This is a genomic window from Nonomuraea sp. NPDC049028, assembly GCF_043197735.1.
Taxonomy (GTDB): domain Bacteria; phylum Actinomycetota; class Actinomycetes; order Streptosporangiales; family Streptosporangiaceae; genus Nonomuraea.
Genome location: NZ_JBICTR010000003.1, coordinates 540,813 through 556,015, shown reverse-complemented (window position 1 = coordinate 556,015; position 15,203 = coordinate 540,813). Strand labels below are relative to the sequence as shown.

The 15,203-nt window shown below is 65.6% G+C and carries 18 protein-coding genes; 11 read left to right on the top strand and 7 right to left on the bottom strand.

Annotated elements, in window-relative coordinates; translation table 11 throughout:
• Nucleotides 1-2: 2 nt before the first annotated feature.
• Complete coding sequence (locus ACGFJ2_RS13520; protein WP_393467809.1) at nucleotides 3-701, bottom strand: TetR/AcrR family transcriptional regulator; 699 nt, start codon at nucleotides 699-701, stop codon at nucleotides 3-5.
• 170 nt (nucleotides 702-871) lie between these two features.
• Here ACGFJ2_RS13520 and ACGFJ2_RS13515 point away from each other — a divergent pair, with 170 nt between their 5' ends.
• Both ACGFJ2_RS13515 and ACGFJ2_RS13510 read left to right on the top strand, forming a co-directional pair.
• Nucleotides 872-1,093: a hypothetical protein gene (locus ACGFJ2_RS13515; protein ID WP_358178334.1), complete on the top strand. Its 222-nt coding sequence runs from the start codon at nucleotides 872-874 to the stop codon at nucleotides 1,091-1,093.
• 79 nt (nucleotides 1,094-1,172) lie between these two features.
• The gene (locus tag ACGFJ2_RS13510; protein ID WP_393467806.1) at nucleotides 1,173-1,418 is read left to right on the top strand and encodes a hypothetical protein; all 246 of its coding nucleotides are present in this window, start codon (nucleotides 1,173-1,175) and stop codon (nucleotides 1,416-1,418) included.
• A 179-nt stretch (nucleotides 1,419-1,597) separates the two neighbouring features.
• Here ACGFJ2_RS13510 and ACGFJ2_RS13505 read toward each other — a convergent pair whose 3' ends face one another.
• Nucleotides 1,598-2,446: a DeoR/GlpR family DNA-binding transcription regulator gene (locus ACGFJ2_RS13505; protein WP_357950612.1), complete on the bottom strand. Its 849-nt coding sequence runs from the start codon at nucleotides 2,444-2,446 to the stop codon at nucleotides 1,598-1,600.
• 298 nt (nucleotides 2,447-2,744) lie between these two features.
• Here ACGFJ2_RS13505 and ACGFJ2_RS13500 point away from each other — a divergent pair, with 298 nt between their 5' ends.
• The 5 genes from ACGFJ2_RS13500 (at nucleotide 2,745) to ACGFJ2_RS13480 (ending at nucleotide 8,040) form a co-directional block, all read left to right on the top strand.
• Nucleotides 2,745-4,052, top strand: a complete 1,308-nt coding sequence (locus ACGFJ2_RS13500) for a sugar ABC transporter substrate-binding protein (RefSeq protein ID WP_357950615.1) — start codon at nucleotides 2,745-2,747, stop codon at nucleotides 4,050-4,052.
• Nucleotides 4,053-4,272: 220 nt separating this feature from the next.
• The gene (locus ACGFJ2_RS13495; protein ID WP_357950617.1) at nucleotides 4,273-5,076 is read left to right on the top strand and encodes a sugar ABC transporter permease; all 804 of its coding nucleotides are present in this window, start codon (nucleotides 4,273-4,275) and stop codon (nucleotides 5,074-5,076) included.
• Nucleotides 5,077-5,082: 6 nt separating this feature from the next.
• Nucleotides 5,083-5,925 carry a carbohydrate ABC transporter permease gene (locus tag ACGFJ2_RS13490; RefSeq protein WP_393467802.1) on the top strand — a complete coding sequence of 281 codons (843 nt, stop codon included), beginning with the start codon at nucleotides 5,083-5,085 and terminating at the stop codon, nucleotides 5,923-5,925.
• Between the two features lie 53 nt (nucleotides 5,926-5,978).
• Nucleotides 5,979-6,839: a ketose-bisphosphate aldolase gene (locus ACGFJ2_RS13485; RefSeq protein WP_357950624.1), complete on the top strand. Its 861-nt coding sequence runs from the start codon at nucleotides 5,979-5,981 to the stop codon at nucleotides 6,837-6,839.
• Between the two features lies 1 nt (nucleotide 6,840).
• A complete protein-coding gene (locus tag ACGFJ2_RS13480) occupies nucleotides 6,841-8,040 on the top strand; it encodes an ADP-dependent glucokinase/phosphofructokinase (protein ID WP_357950627.1) in 1,200 nt (399 codons plus the stop codon).
• 12 nt (nucleotides 8,041-8,052) lie between these two features.
• On the opposite strand, the gene ACGFJ2_RS13475 is transcribed toward ACGFJ2_RS13480, so the two are convergent.
• The gene (locus ACGFJ2_RS13475; RefSeq protein WP_393467798.1) at nucleotides 8,053-8,175 is read right to left on the bottom strand and encodes a hypothetical protein; all 123 of its coding nucleotides are present in this window, start codon (nucleotides 8,173-8,175) and stop codon (nucleotides 8,053-8,055) included.
• A gap of 331 nt (nucleotides 8,176-8,506) precedes the next feature.
• Here ACGFJ2_RS13475 and ACGFJ2_RS13470 point away from each other — a divergent pair, with 331 nt between their 5' ends.
• Together ACGFJ2_RS13470 and ACGFJ2_RS13465 are read left to right on the top strand one after the other, a co-directional pair.
• Complete coding sequence (locus ACGFJ2_RS13470) at nucleotides 8,507-8,725, top strand: hypothetical protein (protein ID WP_393467796.1); 219 nt, start codon at nucleotides 8,507-8,509, stop codon at nucleotides 8,723-8,725.
• Nucleotides 8,722-10,029 carry an ImmA/IrrE family metallo-endopeptidase gene (locus tag ACGFJ2_RS13465; RefSeq protein WP_393467794.1) on the top strand — a complete coding sequence of 436 codons (1,308 nt, stop codon included), beginning with the start codon at nucleotides 8,722-8,724 and terminating at the stop codon, nucleotides 10,027-10,029. The genes ACGFJ2_RS13470 and ACGFJ2_RS13465 overlap by 4 nt, the downstream gene beginning before the upstream one ends.
• Before the next feature lie 66 nt (nucleotides 10,030-10,095).
• On the opposite strand, the gene ACGFJ2_RS13460 is transcribed toward ACGFJ2_RS13465, so the two are convergent.
• The 3 genes from ACGFJ2_RS13460 to ACGFJ2_RS13450 are packed head-to-tail and all read right to left on the bottom strand — an operon-like array spanning nucleotide 10,096 to nucleotide 11,950.
• A complete protein-coding gene (locus tag ACGFJ2_RS13460; protein WP_393468527.1) occupies nucleotides 10,096-10,536 on the bottom strand; it encodes an NADAR family protein in 441 nt (146 codons plus the stop codon).
• Entirely contained in the window at nucleotides 10,467-11,375 is a 909-nt protein-coding gene (locus ACGFJ2_RS13455) for an FAD-dependent monooxygenase (protein ID WP_393467791.1), read from the bottom strand. Before ACGFJ2_RS13455 ends, ACGFJ2_RS13460 begins: the two co-directional genes overlap by 70 nt.
• A complete protein-coding gene (locus ACGFJ2_RS13450; protein ID WP_393467788.1) occupies nucleotides 11,372-11,950 on the bottom strand; it encodes a TetR/AcrR family transcriptional regulator in 579 nt (192 codons plus the stop codon). The genes ACGFJ2_RS13455 and ACGFJ2_RS13450 overlap by 4 nt, the downstream gene beginning before the upstream one ends.
• Before the next feature lie 71 nt (nucleotides 11,951-12,021).
• Between ACGFJ2_RS13450 and ACGFJ2_RS13445 the strand changes: the two genes are divergently transcribed.
• Entirely contained in the window at nucleotides 12,022-12,672 is a 651-nt protein-coding gene (locus tag ACGFJ2_RS13445; protein ID WP_393467785.1) for an HD domain-containing protein, read from the top strand.
• A gap of 4 nt (nucleotides 12,673-12,676) precedes the next feature.
• Here ACGFJ2_RS13445 and ACGFJ2_RS13440 read toward each other — a convergent pair whose 3' ends face one another.
• Nucleotides 12,677-13,387, bottom strand: coding sequence for a FadR/GntR family transcriptional regulator (locus ACGFJ2_RS13440; RefSeq protein WP_393467782.1), 711 nt, complete (start codon nucleotides 13,385-13,387; stop codon nucleotides 12,677-12,679).
• 190 nt (nucleotides 13,388-13,577) lie between these two features.
• On the opposite strand from ACGFJ2_RS13440, the gene ACGFJ2_RS13435 reads away from it, so the two are divergent.
• A complete protein-coding gene (locus tag ACGFJ2_RS13435) occupies nucleotides 13,578-15,185 on the top strand; it encodes an ABC transporter substrate-binding protein (RefSeq protein WP_357950641.1) in 1,608 nt (535 codons plus the stop codon).
• Nucleotides 15,186-15,203: the final 18 nt, after the last annotated feature.

Genomic DNA, 15,203 nt, shown 5'->3' with positions numbered 1-15,203 from the left:
CACTACTCGGATGGTGTTTCCGATCCGCCGAGGCCGGTGTCCAGGATGTCCAGTGCGCGGCCGACCGTCTCGGTGAGGGCGGCAGTGATCTGCTCGGCCGGTTGGCCTTCGGCCCGTAGCCGCATCGCCTCTTCGACCATGGCGGTGACCGTGGTCAGGATGAAGGCGGCGAGTGCGCGCGCCGCGACGGGTCCCAGGCGCGCGGGCACCCGGTCGGACAGGATCGCCGCCAGGTCCTCCTGGTAACGGCTGCCGCGCCGCCGCAACGCGTCCTGTATCGAGGGGCTCTTCATGATGATCGCCCCCACGCGGGCGAGGCGCGGGTCGCCCCCGGCCCGCCCGCCGCCGCCTTGCGGGTCGCCCGCGGCCCGTCCGCCACCGCCTTGGGGGGCCTTCGGTGTCTCCGGCAGTTTCGCGAACATACGCGGCAGTTCCTCCTTGAGGAACTCCGGTAGCGGGGTGCTCAGGGGAAGCTGGTCGATCAGGTCGATCACGTCGGCCTCCACCGGGCGGTGCCAGGCGAGGAGGAGGTCCTCCTTGGCCGGGAAGTGGTTGACGACGGTCTGTTTCGCGACGTCCGCGGCCTCGGCGATCTCGGCGATGGTCACCGCGTCGTAGCCGCGCTCGCTGAACAGGGTCAGGGCCGTGTCGGCGATCCGTTCCCTGGTCTGGATCCGCCGCCGTTCGTGTCGGGTCTTCACGGTCTCTTGGTGAGGCTGGTCTGTACTCATACAAGTACCGTACCAAAGTTGGCCTCATATCAATATTGGGATCAGTCTTATTTTCCCGGAGTCGATGGCGTTCCGATGGCGGCCTGGTGAGGTTGCCCTCAGTACTCGCGGATCCTTAAGACCGACGATGAGGACAAAGCATGGGCAGCAAGGTGCAGATCGGCCTGGCGGTGAGCCGGGGCACGGGTGCCGAACTGGCGAGCGCGTTCGAGCAGGTCATCGGGAAGCTCGGGGACATCTACGCGGTGCGGCCCGTGATCAGCCGATCACCTCGGATCTACGGCTCGTACTTCTCGCTGCTTCCAGAGCTCGACCGCCGGGCGCATCAAAGAGGCGACGGCCGAGGACGCGCGCCACTATGAGGAGTTCTGCCGCGGTCAGGCGAGCCGGGGAGTCACGGCGATATTCCGGACCGCGATCAACGCCCAGTCGCTGTACATCGTGCGAGAGCGCCTGCACTCGGTCAAGGTCGACGCCCTCGACACGGATCTCGTGTCACTCCTCCTGGTTCGCGACCAGGCCCAGGGTTTCTACACCGGCTTCAACACGCACGACGACGGTGTCGTGACGCGCACGTTCCAGTTCAGCAGGCACACCACTGAGAAGGTCGTCTCGTTCGCGCTGGTCCTCGCCCGTGGCACGGGGGGTTTCCACTCCGCCCTGGTGCTGACCGCGTCCGACGACTGACCAGACCAGACCCCACTCAGACGGCGACTGACCAGGTCAGACCCCACTCAGACGACGGCCGACCAGGTCAGACCCCCACCCAGAGACGAGGAGCGCCATGGACCGCATCGACGTATCGACTGTCCTCCGGATCCTGTGCGAGGCGGCGGGGGAGGAAGGAACGGCCAGCGGTGCACGAACTACTGGGGATCCTGATGGGCTTCAGGGGCGCCTTCGACGGTCTCCGGCGTGATCAGCTCTACCTCGTTCTCCTTCAGCGCCGCCAAAAGATCAGGCGGCGGGGTGGAGTCCGTGACGAGGTAGTCGGCGCCCCCGAGCTCGGCCACCTGGGCGAAGAGTCGGCGACCGAACTTGGAGGAGTCAGCCAGTATCGCCACGCGCGCCGCCCGAGAGATCATCTCTCGCATCATCGCCGCCTCGGCGAGGTTGCTCGTGGTGTAGCCGGCGGCCGCCGAAACGGCGCCGACCCCGATCAACGCCAGATCGCAGCTGATGTCCAGCTCGCTTCCGCCGGACGCCCGGAAGCTGACGGGGCCGATGGTGGCCAGCGTGAGAGTGCGGACCGCGCCGCCGACGACGTACACGTCTCGGACCGCCGAGGACGGCAGCGCCGGGGGTACGAGCAGGCTGTTCGTCACCACTGTCAGGTCCCGGTGGTTACGCAGGTTCCTGGCCACGGCGAGAGTGGTCGTACCGCCATTGATCATGACGATGGACCCGTCTTCCACCAGCGACCCGGCGAGTACCGCGATCTTCTCCTTCTCGCGTTCCTCCATCTTGAGCCGCACGTCCACGGCCCGGTCGACCCGGGAGAGGGTCGACTGACTGACCGCTCCGCCATAGGTGCGGACCAGGACGCCGTCGGCGCTCAGCTGGTCCAGGTCCCGGCGGATCGTGTCGATGGAGACGCCGAAGCGTTCCGCGAGCGCGCTGACCGTGACCTGCCCGGTCTCTGCGACGTATGCCGCCAGTTGGGCTTTACGTCCTGCAGGTAGACGACGCTGCCGATCCTCTTCGTCAAGGGTCACTGACCCTCCCATCTCTGCGGTAGTTGCGTTGTGGATCAACGCAACAGAGGGGTGATACAGGTCCTAGAACTGCAGACTACCGCATAACACGGCTTCTTCCAGGCGAGATGCTGCTTACTCCGCGGGCTCGAGGGCTGCGATCCACCCGCAACTGTGCGTCTCTTCCCTTTTCTTTGCCGAACTGTGCGGTTTCTAGCGGAACTTTGCTGTTGCTAGGTCTTGTGAGGCGACGTCACGCGTTGTTAATGTGGCGGAAACCGGCAAAGAGCGGTAACACCTGTACAGCAAGGAGGTCGCGATGACCGGAGGCAGCACCCGGTTGCAGGGCCGGACACGGCGACTACTCGGGGTGGTGGCGGTGGCGGTGCTCAGCGCCACGGCCGTGGGGTGTGGTTCCAATTCGGGAACCAGCGCGGGATCAAGCGGCGGCGGCCCTGTCACGCTGGAGTTCGCGCAGTGGTGGGCGCCGGAGCTACCGGCGGGATCGTTCGACAAGCTCATGACGGAATTCACCGCCCAGAACCCGAACATCAAGGTCAAACTGCTGAGCGGTCCGTACGCGTCCACCAAGCAGCAGTTGGTGTCCGGAGCGGCGTCGAGGACGTTGCCTGATGTCGTGGGCCTCGACGGCGCATGGGTGAGCGACTTCGCCAAGCAGGGTGCCATCGCCGACCTGTCCGAGCTCATGGCGAGTGCGAAGTACGACTCGAGCCAGCTCGCCAGCCAGATCCAGGTCAAGGGCAAGACCTACATGATCCCCGTGGTGAACTTCGTCTACCCCCTGTTCGTCAACAACGATCTGCTCGAGAAGGCGGGGGTCAAGAAGCCGCCGAGCACACGCACGGAGTTCCTGGACGCGGCCAAGAAGATCAGCGCGCTCGGCGGCAACGTCAAGGGCTGGGCCCTGCCACTCGACACCGCCGTCCCCAACGGCATTCAGAATGACGTGATGTCATGGCTGTGGGCATCGGGCGGCAGCATGCTCACCAAGGACGGCAAGCCCGACCTGACCGGCCAGGGCGTCAAGAGTACCGTTGAGTACGTCAAGAGCTTGAACGACGCGGGTGTCATCGCCCCCGGATCGCTCACCATGAAAGAGCAGGACAAGGTGGAGAAGTTCTCCACCGGCCAGGTCGGCATGATGATCGATTCCTTGGCTCACATCACGCTGATCAAGAAGAACAATCCCAAGCTGAACTTCACGGTGGTGCCGATCCCGGCCCAGGACGGCTACACCGGCAAGCGCGGCATCCCGTACGCGTCCTGGGGCATCGGCGTCGCCGACTCCTCGGAACACAAGGCCGAGGCGTTCAAGCTGGTCCAGTTCTTGATGGACAAGAAGGCGAACGCGGAGCTGAGCACGTTGGCGAAGGGCTTCCCCGGCAACAAGACGGCCGAGCCGGACTTCAGCAAGAGTGACTCGCTGTTCAAGACGGCCTTCGACATCTACAAGGCGGGCTACCCCGCCAACGAGTTCGTGGGCTTGCCGAAGGCCGAAGACCTCATGCGCAGCTTCGACGAGCAACTGCAGCTCCTGCTCACCGGCAAGCAGAGCATCGACGACACCCTCAACAAGGCGCAACAGGCCTGGGCGCCGGTGCTCTGACCTTCCGCACTTCGTGGGCCGCGCCGACCGTGCGGTGCGGCCCCGAACCAAGGAGACATCGATGGACACCGCGAAACTCGATCCCGCGGCCTCCCCGGGAGCCGCACCATCGGCATCGGAATCCCCTGTGGGCCGACGAAGAAGTACGCGGCCTTTCCCCGTACAGCGTGTTGTCCCGTACGGCTATCTCTCGCCGACGCTGATATTGATCTTTGTGCTGATGATCATCCCCATCGCGATGGTGGTCAGCTATTCGTTCAAGGACAACGTGATCGTCGAGCAGAATCCGGTCTTCGCCGGTCTCGCCAACTACACCACGGTGCTCACCGATCCCAACTTCCTGGCCGCGCTGAAGAACACGTTCATCTTCATCACTCTGAGCACGGTCGCGCACCTGGGCCTCGGGCTGGCCTTCGCGACGATGCTCAACACGCCGTTGCTGGGCGGAGTGACGAAAGCCATCTTCCGCATCGTCTACATCCTGCCCTGGCTGTTCACGGTCGCCGTGATCGCGGTCATCTGGCGGCTCATGCTGGACCCGTCCGGGGTGGTCAACTACATCCTGACCACGATCGGCGTACTGCGCGCGGAAGTGAGCTGGCTCTCCGACCCGAACATGGCGCTCTGGGCGTTGACCTTCATCAACATCTGGGCCGGCTTCCCCTTCTTCATGATCAGCATCCTGGCCGGGTTGCAGGGAATCTCGCCCGTTCTGTACGAGGCGGCCTCCGTGGACGGCGCGACCACTTACCGCAAGTTCCGCAATGTGACGCTTCCCCAGCTGAAGCCGGTGCTCCTGAGCATGGCCGTGCTCGATCTCATCTGGACCTCGCAGCAGTTCGCCCTCATCTGGATGACCACCGGCGGCGGCCCGCTGAATGTCACCGAGATGCTCAGCACCTACACCTACAAGCAGGCCTTCAGCAGTTACGAGTTCGCCACCGCGTCCGCCGCCGCCGTCATAGTCCTGCTGCTCACGATGATTCTGGCCGTCTTCTACGTTCGCCTGCAAAAGGAGAGGTGATCACCCGTGCTCACCCGTCAAAGGCGGCGCCTCTACGCGAAGATCGCCGTGCTCGCAGGCTTGATCGTCGGCGCGCTCTTCGCCGGCCTGCCGGTCCTGTGGATGCTGTCGACGTCGTTCAAGACCAATGGGGAAGTCTTCCAGGTTCCGCCACGGCTGATCACCGACAACTTCTCGTTCGACGCCTACGCGAAGATCCTGGGCGACGCGGCCGAGTTGCGGTTTTTCATCAACAGCTACATCGTCGCGCTGTCGGTGACGGTGCTGACATTGTTCGTGGCGATACTCGCGGCATATGGATTCAGTCGCTACAACTTCCCGTTGAAGCGATCCATCAACGTCGTGATCGTCAGTGTTCAGGCTGTGCCGCCGATCACGCTCGTCATTCCCTACTTTGGTCTCGTGGTGGGGCTCGGCCTGTATAATACTTATGCGGGGTTGATTCTCACGCACATGGTCTTCACCTTGCCCTATGCGATCATCATGATGACCGCTTATTTCAATACCCTGCCCCGGGAATTGGATGAATCCGTCAAGGTGGACGGGGCGTCGAGCTGGACGGCTCTCTGGCGGATCCTGGTGCCCATTTCGGTTCCCGGGCTGGTCGCCGTGGGCGTCTACACCTTCATGATCTCGTGGAACGAATACCTGTTCGCGCTGACCCTCACCCGTACCGACGACATGCGAACCGTCCCCATCGGCATTCAGTTGTTGATGGGCCAGCACTCCTACGAGTGGAACCAGATGATGGCCATGAGCATTCTGGGATCCATTCCGGTGCTGCTGTTGTTCCTCATCTTCCAGCGGCGATTCATCGGCGGCCTCACCTCGGGTGCCGTCAAGACCTGACGCATCATGCCCGTCCCGCGGCATAATCAACTATTCAGAGGAGAAATACAGTAATGCTGACGACCGGCAAGGTGCTCCTGGCCGCCGCGCACGAAAACAACTTCGCGGTGCCCGCCTTCAACATCAGCGACTACGCCATGTTCAACGGCATCGTGGACATCAGCGAAGAGAAGAACGCGCCGCTCATCGTCGGGATCCATCCCGACGAGGTGCGGCACCTCGGAGTGGACGTGATCGCCGCGATCACCCAGCGGGCCCATCGCTCGTCCGTGCCGATCGCGATTCACTGGGACCACGGCGCGACCTATGAGGAGATGCTGACCGCGATCAGGATCGGCTTCACCTCGGTGATGATCGACGCCTCGATGAAGTCCTTCGAGGACAACGTCGCGCTCTCCAAGAAGGTCACCGAGACCGCGCACGCGGTCGGCCTGTCGGTCGAGGCGGAGCTGGGGACGATCGGCAAGACCGACAACGAGGCCGAAGACGGCAGCGACGCGATCATCTACACCGACCCGGCGGACGCCGTGACCTTCGTACGGGAGACCGGGGTGGACAGCCTCGCCGTGGCCATCGGCACCTATCACGGCATCTACCCGAAGACCCTGAAGCCGGAGCTCAAGCTCGACCTGCTGAAGGAGATCAAGGACCGGGTCAGGATCCCCCTGGTGCTGCACGGCGGCTCGGGCAACCCCGACGAGGAGATCGCGGAATCGGTCAAGCTCGGCATCAACAAGATCAATATCTCCAGTGACATCAAGCTCGCTTACCACATGAAGATGCGCGAAGTCCTGGCCGATGAGAGCCTGCGTGAGCCGAACTCCATCCAGCCGCCGTGCATCGAGGCGATGAAGGTCGTGGCCGCGCAGAAGATCGACCTCTTCGAAGCGACCGGCAAGGCGTCTCTCTACTGACATGGCCAGCCATGTGGTCCTGGGTTTGGGGGGATGCGTCGACTACGAGCTCAAGCTGTCCTCGGCGGTCTTGGAGCAGCTGGTCGACGAGTATGAGATCCACAATGCCGAGCTGACGTCATCGGTCACCGTGACCGATGAGCGCGAGCTGGTCATCTCGATTCTCACCTACCTCAAAAAGGGCGGAGGAGGCGAGCACTTCGTCGCCTCCTCCGAATGCCTGAGCGCGTTCGCGGGGCGGTTCCCCAAACGAACGACTCTGGGCGGCACCTCCGTCCGGGCGGCGCTGGAGATGAGCCGGCTCGGCGTACCCTCCACCCTGCACCTGGTCAGTCTCAACGACATCGTCCGCCGCCTGCTGCCGGCAAGCTGCGACTACATCTGCAGCGGCGACCGGGACACCCTCTATCCGCACCTGATCGTGCAGTACGACCAGGACCTGCGGGTTCGAGCAGGCGACATCGACATCCGGGCGCCGTTCCCGAACAGGTTGATCTACGTCAATGACCCGGCGAACGAGTCCATGCTGCTGAGTGATGAGCTGGGCTCGTTGCTCCGCGACGCACGGGTCTTTCTGATCTCGGGATTCAACGCGATCAGGGACCAGCAGAAACTCGACCGGCGTCTCACCACGCTGAGAAAGCACATGCGACAGCTGCCGGCCGAGGCGGTCGTCTACTACGAGGACGCCGGATTCCACGAGCCGGGCCACAGCCAATTGGTCCGCGACGCGCTTCTGGAAGTCATCGACGTCTACGGACTGAACGAAGACGAGCTGCAGCTGCACCTGGGCTACGCCGTCGACCTGCTCTCCGTGACGGAGGTGGCCCGCGCCCTCGAATCGCTGCGCGCTCTCATCCCCGCGCCGACCCTAGTCGTGCACACCAAGTACTGGTCGGCGGCATTCGGCGAGAGAGCCGGCGAGTACGCGGAGCCGCTGAACGAGGGCATCGTGATCGCCAGCACCCGTTACTCCCACGGCGATGGTTACACAGAGCACCAGTACGAACTCATGCGCAACCGGCCAAGGCGACCGGAGTCGGTGGAGTTCGCCGCGGCGCTGGAAGACCGAATGGGCGAGGTCGTTCGCTGCCTGCCCGGCTTCGACCTTGACGTCGCCGCACCCACGACCATCGGGCTCGGCGACGCGTTCGTCGGTGGTTTCCTGGCCGCGGTCGCCCAGGGCCGGTCAAGCACATGAGCTGACCCGCGCCTACGAAGCCGCGGCGAGCGTGTCCCGTACGGACATCAGGCCGAAGCCGAGAAGGTTCAGGCCCTGCCAAGTCACCGGGGAGGCGGCGCGCTCGTCGGCGGCGGTGAGCCCGTACGTGTCCATGGTCTTCGGTGATCGAGGCGTTGTCTGGAGGGGCCAGGGCCTGCAGTGTGAGCCGGGCGAACTAACGTGATGACCATGCTGTACGCAACCACTCCGAACCGGCCAGACACGAAGAGTGACGGAGGCCATACTGAGTGGATGCGTGCCCCCAAACGCCGTCGTCCGCTTCCGCGTAGCCTCGTGACTCCACCGGAAGGCGTCTGCCTGGACGAACTCGCAGAGCGGGTCTCCTATATGTCGGCAGCGGTGAGCACAAGTCCTACCCCTCGTTCGCGGACAGCCCAGGCTGCGGGCTGATGCCAGCAAGTGCGATCCCAAGTTCACTGATCCGGTGGAGATCACGGATTGGCTGAAGACGACCATCGCGTGCGGGAACATCGGCGCGCCGTGGGAAGGAGATTTTCCACGGTACGCATGGCGTCGATTGGATGATGTCGTCTACGAGGCCAGGTTGGTGAACCGGGAGCTGGGCCAGTACAAGGGATATCCGCTTGATCGCAGTGAGTGGCCGGAGAAGCTCTACGAGGTCGGCGAGGGCGAGGACCAATGAATGCCGTTCCGGAGTTGGCTATTCGGTGGGAATGGGAGGCCGCACCGTCGGTCAAGGCGCCCGAGCATCGAGCCACCTGGGCGCGGATCGAGATCACTGTCGGTGCCGAGCACGTCACTCTGGTCGAGGACCAGGAGTCCGGTAGTTCGCGCCGGTCGATCTACTGCCCCCTTTACCCGCTCGCGGAGTGGGCTGCCTACAACTGGTGGCTGCTGCGCGCGGACGCGCGCCCGGCACGCAGCTTGGATTTGTGGGGCCTGGAGCACTACGACTCCCGGCAGTTCAGGCGGCATTCGTTGCGCGGCATCGGAGACGGTTTCCTCTGGCCCAACCTGGCGCTCATCCCCGAGGGGGAGCACAAGCGGCTGATCTGGCAGCGCGACCGATTCCCGACATCAGGCAGGCCGATCAGGTTCCTGGCGGACGGTGAGGCGTTTGTCGACCGCGATTCCGTCGACCGCGAGCTCATCTCCGTCATCTCTGCCGTCCTTACTCGTCTGGCCGAGCAAGGGGTCACTGATACGCCGCTGGAAAAAGAGTGGGCGGAGATTCAGAGAGCCGACCCTGATGAGGTCGAATTCTGCCTGGCCGCCGCGCGCCTCGGTCTCGACCCTTACAGCGAGGCCGGCCCGTACCAGCAACTGATCATGCGAGCCGCGGCTGAATTGCGGGGGGACCTTCTCGGTGACTTCCTGGACGCGGTGGAACCTGCCCGCATTGGTCAGGCCCTGGATTGGATCCGTGGCGCACGAACTGAGATCGAACAGGCGCCGGAAGCGGAAGCAGCGAGAACGCTGCGCGAAGAGCTCCGGCGATCTCGGGCGGCGCCGGGGAACCGGTCGTGGGAGAAAGGGTGGAATCAGGCACGAGTGGTGCGTCGGATCCTGGGACTCGCCGACCAGGATGTCTTCGATCTCTCTGCCTATATGAACAGCATCGACCAGCCCACTGCGGACAGAGGGCTGCAGGCCGTTGGCGGATCAACCGGTGTCTCTGGTCCGTTGGCGGTCGTCGAGCCTGGCCGACCAGGAGGTTCCCGGCGGTTCACGCTCTCGCGAGCGCTCTGGCACTACTTGTGGGAGTCGGAGCCCCTCTTTCTGGTCACCACCGCCTACACGGAACGTCAGAAGGTCGAGCGAGCCTTCGCCGCCGAACTTCTGGCGCCCGCGCAAGGTATCGGTGAGTTGCTGAGCGTCCCTCCTGAGATCGCGATTCAGGACGACCTCGATGGGATCGCTGCTCATTTTCAGGTGTCACCGATGGTGATCAAGCATCAACTGGACAACCAACTGCTTCCGATTTAGTGGGCCGAGCGTGGTGACGGACGTCATGGCGCTGCGGATCTTCGAGGCTGGGGTGAGGTTCGGCGGTTAGGAAGCCGCGGCGAGCGTGTCCCGTACGGACATCAGGCCGAAACCGAGAAGGTTCAGGCCCTGCCAAGTCACCGGGGAGGCGGCGCGCTCGTCGTTGGCGGTCAGGCCGATGCCCCAGATCCGGTCGTGGGGGCTGGCCTCGACCAGGACCCGGTTCCGGGTGCCGAGCAGGAAGTCGGCCAGTTCGGGGTGCTGGGCGAACTTGGCGAGGTTGCCGCGGACCACGATGTCGAAGCGGTGGGCGTTCCAGACGTCCTCCTCGAAATCGCGCACGCCCCGGCCGAGTTTCTTGGCTTCGCCGGGATGATCTGCGGCGAGGATCTCGGCGGCGGTCTGGTGGTCGTCGAACAGCCACGCCTTGTGAGCCATCATGTAGTGCTCGGCGGAGGCGAAGGTGTGGCCGTCCTCGCTGAACGTGACCGGCCACCATTGGGACAGGCAGCCGGGGCCGACGCCGCCGTCGCGGGCCGGGCGATGGCCCCAGAAGAACAGATAGCGCAGAACCTGGCCCGCCTGCTCGGCGGCGATCGCCTCGGCCACGGTCTGGGGAAGCGCGATGCGGGGGAGTTCGTCGGACACGCCCACACCGTCCCACAGTCGCGCGCGGATCCGCCAACGGCCGAGGCGTGCCGCGTGCGGACGCGTTCCTTGGAGCGGCTGAAAAGCCCGGGGAAGATCGTGATCTGTTGACGGGGCTTTACCGCATCGGCCCGGACCGCCGGGTCCGTGAAGATCCACGCGGCCGTGTGGAAGCCGAGGTGGCGCAGGAAGTCGCGCTCCTCGCCGAACACCAGGCCGCGGACCGTCGAGTGGATGCCGTCGGCGCCCACCAGGAGGTCGGCCTCCAGCGTGTCGCCGCCGACGGTCACCCGGACGCCGTCCGGGTGGTTCTCGACGCCGGTGAGCGCGGCGCCGTAGCGGAGGTCGACGCGGTCCGAGAGGTATTCGCGCAGGGATCGTTCGAGGTCGGGACGCATGATGCTGATCAGGCGGCCGTCCACGACCTTGGCGAACTGGTCGAAGCCGAGCCCGGAGCGGCGGCGGCCTTCCTCGTCGCGGTAGGTCATCTCCGTCACCACGTAGCCCACCTCGTGCAGGCGAGGCAGTACGCCCATGGCCTCCGCGGCGTCGAATCCCGGACCGAAAAAGTCGATCATGTAGCCCTGGGTGCGGGGGCCGGGGGACCGCTCCAGCACCACCACGTCCCAGCCGATGGCGTCGAGGCGCTGGGCCAGAGCCAGCCCGCCGATGCCGGCACCGCAGATCACGGCTTTCATGAGAGCTCCCTTCTGTCGAGAAGTCGTCTGAGTACGGGGGCGACGGCCGGGGCGGTCAGGCCGGGAGTGAAGGCCCGGTGCAGCATGAGGCCGTCGATGGCGGCGGCGACCACCGCCGCCGTCTGGTCCGGCGCGGCCACGCCCTGGGCGGCCAGCCGCGAGGCCAGCCGGTCGCGGAAGGCGGTGATCACCTCGGCCAGCGATCGGCGCAGCGTCTCGTCGCGGGTGGCCGCCAAGTACGTCTCGGTGAACAGCAGCGACATGGGGTCGCGGCCGTCGTGCTCGTCCAGCGTGGCGAGCATGAGGTCCAGCGCCTCCTCCGCCGTGCCGGCCTGCTCCAGCAGCGGGCCCACCCCCTCGACCAGGCCCCGCATGGTGCCGATGGCGGCCTCCGTGAGCAGCGCGTGCACCGAGGAGAAGTGGTAGTGCACCAGTCCGGGCGTGACCCCGGCGCGCTCGGCGAGCATCCGCGTGCTCACCGCCGACCAGCCGCGCTCGGCGATCAGCTCCGTGGCCACGCGTAGCAGCCGCCCGCGCACCTCGCGCCCCTGGTCCGCCGACTTGGGTCCCGGCATGGATTCCTCCGTTTGGACGTACGCCCTGGGCGATCGTCCAAGGCGATTGACCAGAGGATAGCATCCGAGGCATGACTGAGATCTTCACGAGCTGGAAATCCTGGCGGGACGCCGAGCGACCGCTGGCCGCGGCGCTGCCGGGGGAGACGGTCGTGATGCTGGAGGAGGCCGTGGCCTTCGCCGAACTGCGGCACGGGGATCAGTTGCGGCCGACCGGCGTGCCCTACCTGGAGCATCTGCTGGAGGCATTGGAGGTCGCGGTGCGCGGGGCGGCGGTGCGCGACCCGGACGTGCTGGTGGCGATCGTGCTGCACGACGTGGTCGAGGACACCCCGTGCACCCGCGCGGAGATCGCCGAGCGGTTCGGAGAGCACGTCGCCGAGCTGGTCGCCTGGGTGACCAAGCCCGACGTGGCCGCCTCACAGGACGAGCCGGGCGTGGCCGCCGGGCAGGACAAAGCAGCGGCGAGGGCGGCGGCGAAGGCGGCGGTGAAGGCGGCCTACCTGCGGGGGCTGGCGGCAGCGCCGCCGCAGGCCGTGCTGGTCAAGCTGGCCGACCGGGTGAGCAACGTGCAGGAGCTGCACCGGGTGCCGGTGGACTTCCAGCGGCGATACCACCGGGAGACGGTGGAGCACATCGTGCCGCTGGCGGCGACGTCACCGTGGTTCGCCCGCTGGTTCGCCGACTGGCGGGACGACTGGCGGGCCTTCGAATCGGAGTAACCCCTCAGCGGGTGTGCAGGCGGGCCAGCCGGTTGCGGACGCCGTCGAAGTGGGCGAAGACCGCCGCCACCGCCGCGGTCTTGTCACCGGCCTGCACGGCCGTGTAGATGTCGCGGTGCCGCTTGGCCACGTCGGCCGGGGGCTCGTCGGGCGTGCCGAGCTGGTCGCGCAGCTGGTGGTAGACGTCCCAGAACGCCCCGAGCAGCTGGCTGACCAGCGGGTTGCCGAGCGGGCGGTAGAGCAGGTCGTGGAAGAGCCGGTCCGTCTCCGGTGAGACGTCGCCGACCAGCGCCTCGCTCTCCATGCGGGCCATCACGTCGGCCACCGGTGTCAGGTCGGCCTCGGGGCCCAGGTCGATGAGCCGCTGGACCAGGCCGGCCTCCAGGATCTCGCGGATCTCGGTGAGGTGGGTGAGGTGGCTCTTGCTGTCCTGGAGGGTGATGCGGCTGTGGAAGGCCAGCTCGTCGACCAGCCCGGCCAGCGACATCCGGCCCACGAACATGCCGAAGCCGTGGCGGATGTCGACGATCCCGACGGCCTGGAGCGCCTTGAGCGCCTCCCGGACGGAGTTGCGGCTGACCTGGAGCTCTTCCATGAGCTCGGTTTCGGTGGGCAGGGGATCACCCGCCACGAGCCCGCGCCGGAGGATGAGCTCTTTGACGCCCTCCTGGGCCTCGACGGCACGGCTGGGCCGCGGGCGCGGGACAGTGGTCATGAAAAATCCCTTCGTCGTAAGCGCTTAGGTAACATTCCGGAAATCTCCTGTTGACCTCAACCGGGTCCGGCCCATAGCGTCCACCCTACGCACAACATAGGACATGGGATGTCCCACGTTCTACATTAGGACCGTAACGAAGCGGCCTAATGCGGATCGCAGGATCTGCACCAACCCCCAGGAGGCATCCGTGAGCTCTGAGTTCAGCCGCCGTGATTTCCTGCGCTACAGCGGGGCCACGGGTGCGGCGGCGTTCATCGCCACCACCCTCTCCGCCTGCTCGGGTGGCCCGGCCTCGACCGGTTCGGTCGGCGCCGGATCCAACAAGGACCTGATCACCGCCGTGATCGGCTATGGCAACGACCAGAGCTGGGATCCGACGCAGACGGCCTCGGCCTTCGCGATGGCCGGCATCCAGCACGTCTACGAGGGCCTGCTCGACACCGACCCGATCACCCGCGAGCCGTACCCGGCCCTGGCGACCGCGCTGCCGACGGACCTGAACGCCACCTCGTGGAAGTTCACCCTCCGCGACGGCGCGAAGTGGCACGACGGCCAGCCGGTGACCGCCGACGACGTGGTCTTCACCTTCCAGCGCATCCTCGACCCGGAAGCCAACGTGCTGACCGGCAACTTCTTCAAGTCCTGGCTTCAGGAAGTGAAGAAGATCGACGACAAGAACGTCGAGCTGGTCTTCAAGTTCGCCTTCCCCGACGCGGCGCCCAGGCTGACCATCGCCAAGATCATGCCCAAGCACGTCTTCAGCCAGCCGGGCGCCTGGGACCAGGCCAAGACCGGCAAGGCCGTCGGCTCGGGGCCGTACAAGCAGACCGCGCACAACCCCAAGAGCAACACCACCTTCGAGGCGTTCGCCGACTACAACGGGCCGCGCCCGGCGACCGTCAAGAAGATGAACTGGCTGACGATCGTGGACGCGGCGGCCCGTGTCGCGAAGATCTCCGGCGGCTCGGCCGAGGCGCAGATCGCCGACAACATCCCGTACGCCAACGTCGAGCAGCTCAAGCAGCAGGGGCTGAGCGTCGAGGGCGGCGCGGGGATGAACCACATGTTCCTGATGTTCAACACCGGGACCAAGCCGTTCGACGACGTCCGCGTACGCCAGGCGCTGCACTACGCCATCGACAAGAAGAAGCTGATCGACGTGGCCCTCAAGGGGCACGGCACCGCCTCCAGCTCCTTCCTCAACGAGGGCCACCCCGACCACAAGCGGGCCTCGGTCGTCTACGACTACGACCAGGAGAAGGCCAAGGCGCTGCTCAAAGAGGCGGGCGTGACCAACCTGACGGTCAACCTGATGGCCGTCAACGTGAGTTGGATCGCCGACTGCCTGCCGACCATCGCCGCCTCCTGGGAGGCGATCGGCGTCAAGACGACGCTGGAGCCGCAGGACACGGCCGCGCTGTTCGCCAAGATGGACCAGTTCCAGGACTACCAGGTGGTCGCGGCGGCCTCGAACCCCAACCAGTTCGGCATGGACGCCGACCTGATCATGCGCTACAACTACGTGGCCGGCGGCCTGTGGATGAAGTACAGCCACTGGGGCGACAGCAAGGACGCCAAGGCCCTGTTCACCCAGATGGACGAGGCCACCAAAGAGCCCGACAAGGCGGCCAAGACCGCGAAGGTCCAGAAATATCTGGATCTCATCGCGGAGCAGGCGGTTCTCTACCCCGTCGTCCACACCGAGCTGATGACCGCCTGGGACCCGAAGAAGCTGACCGGGATCCGTGCGCAGGCATACCCGGGCATCAACGTCCTCCAGGCCAAGCGCACCTGAGCCCATGGCCTTCATCGT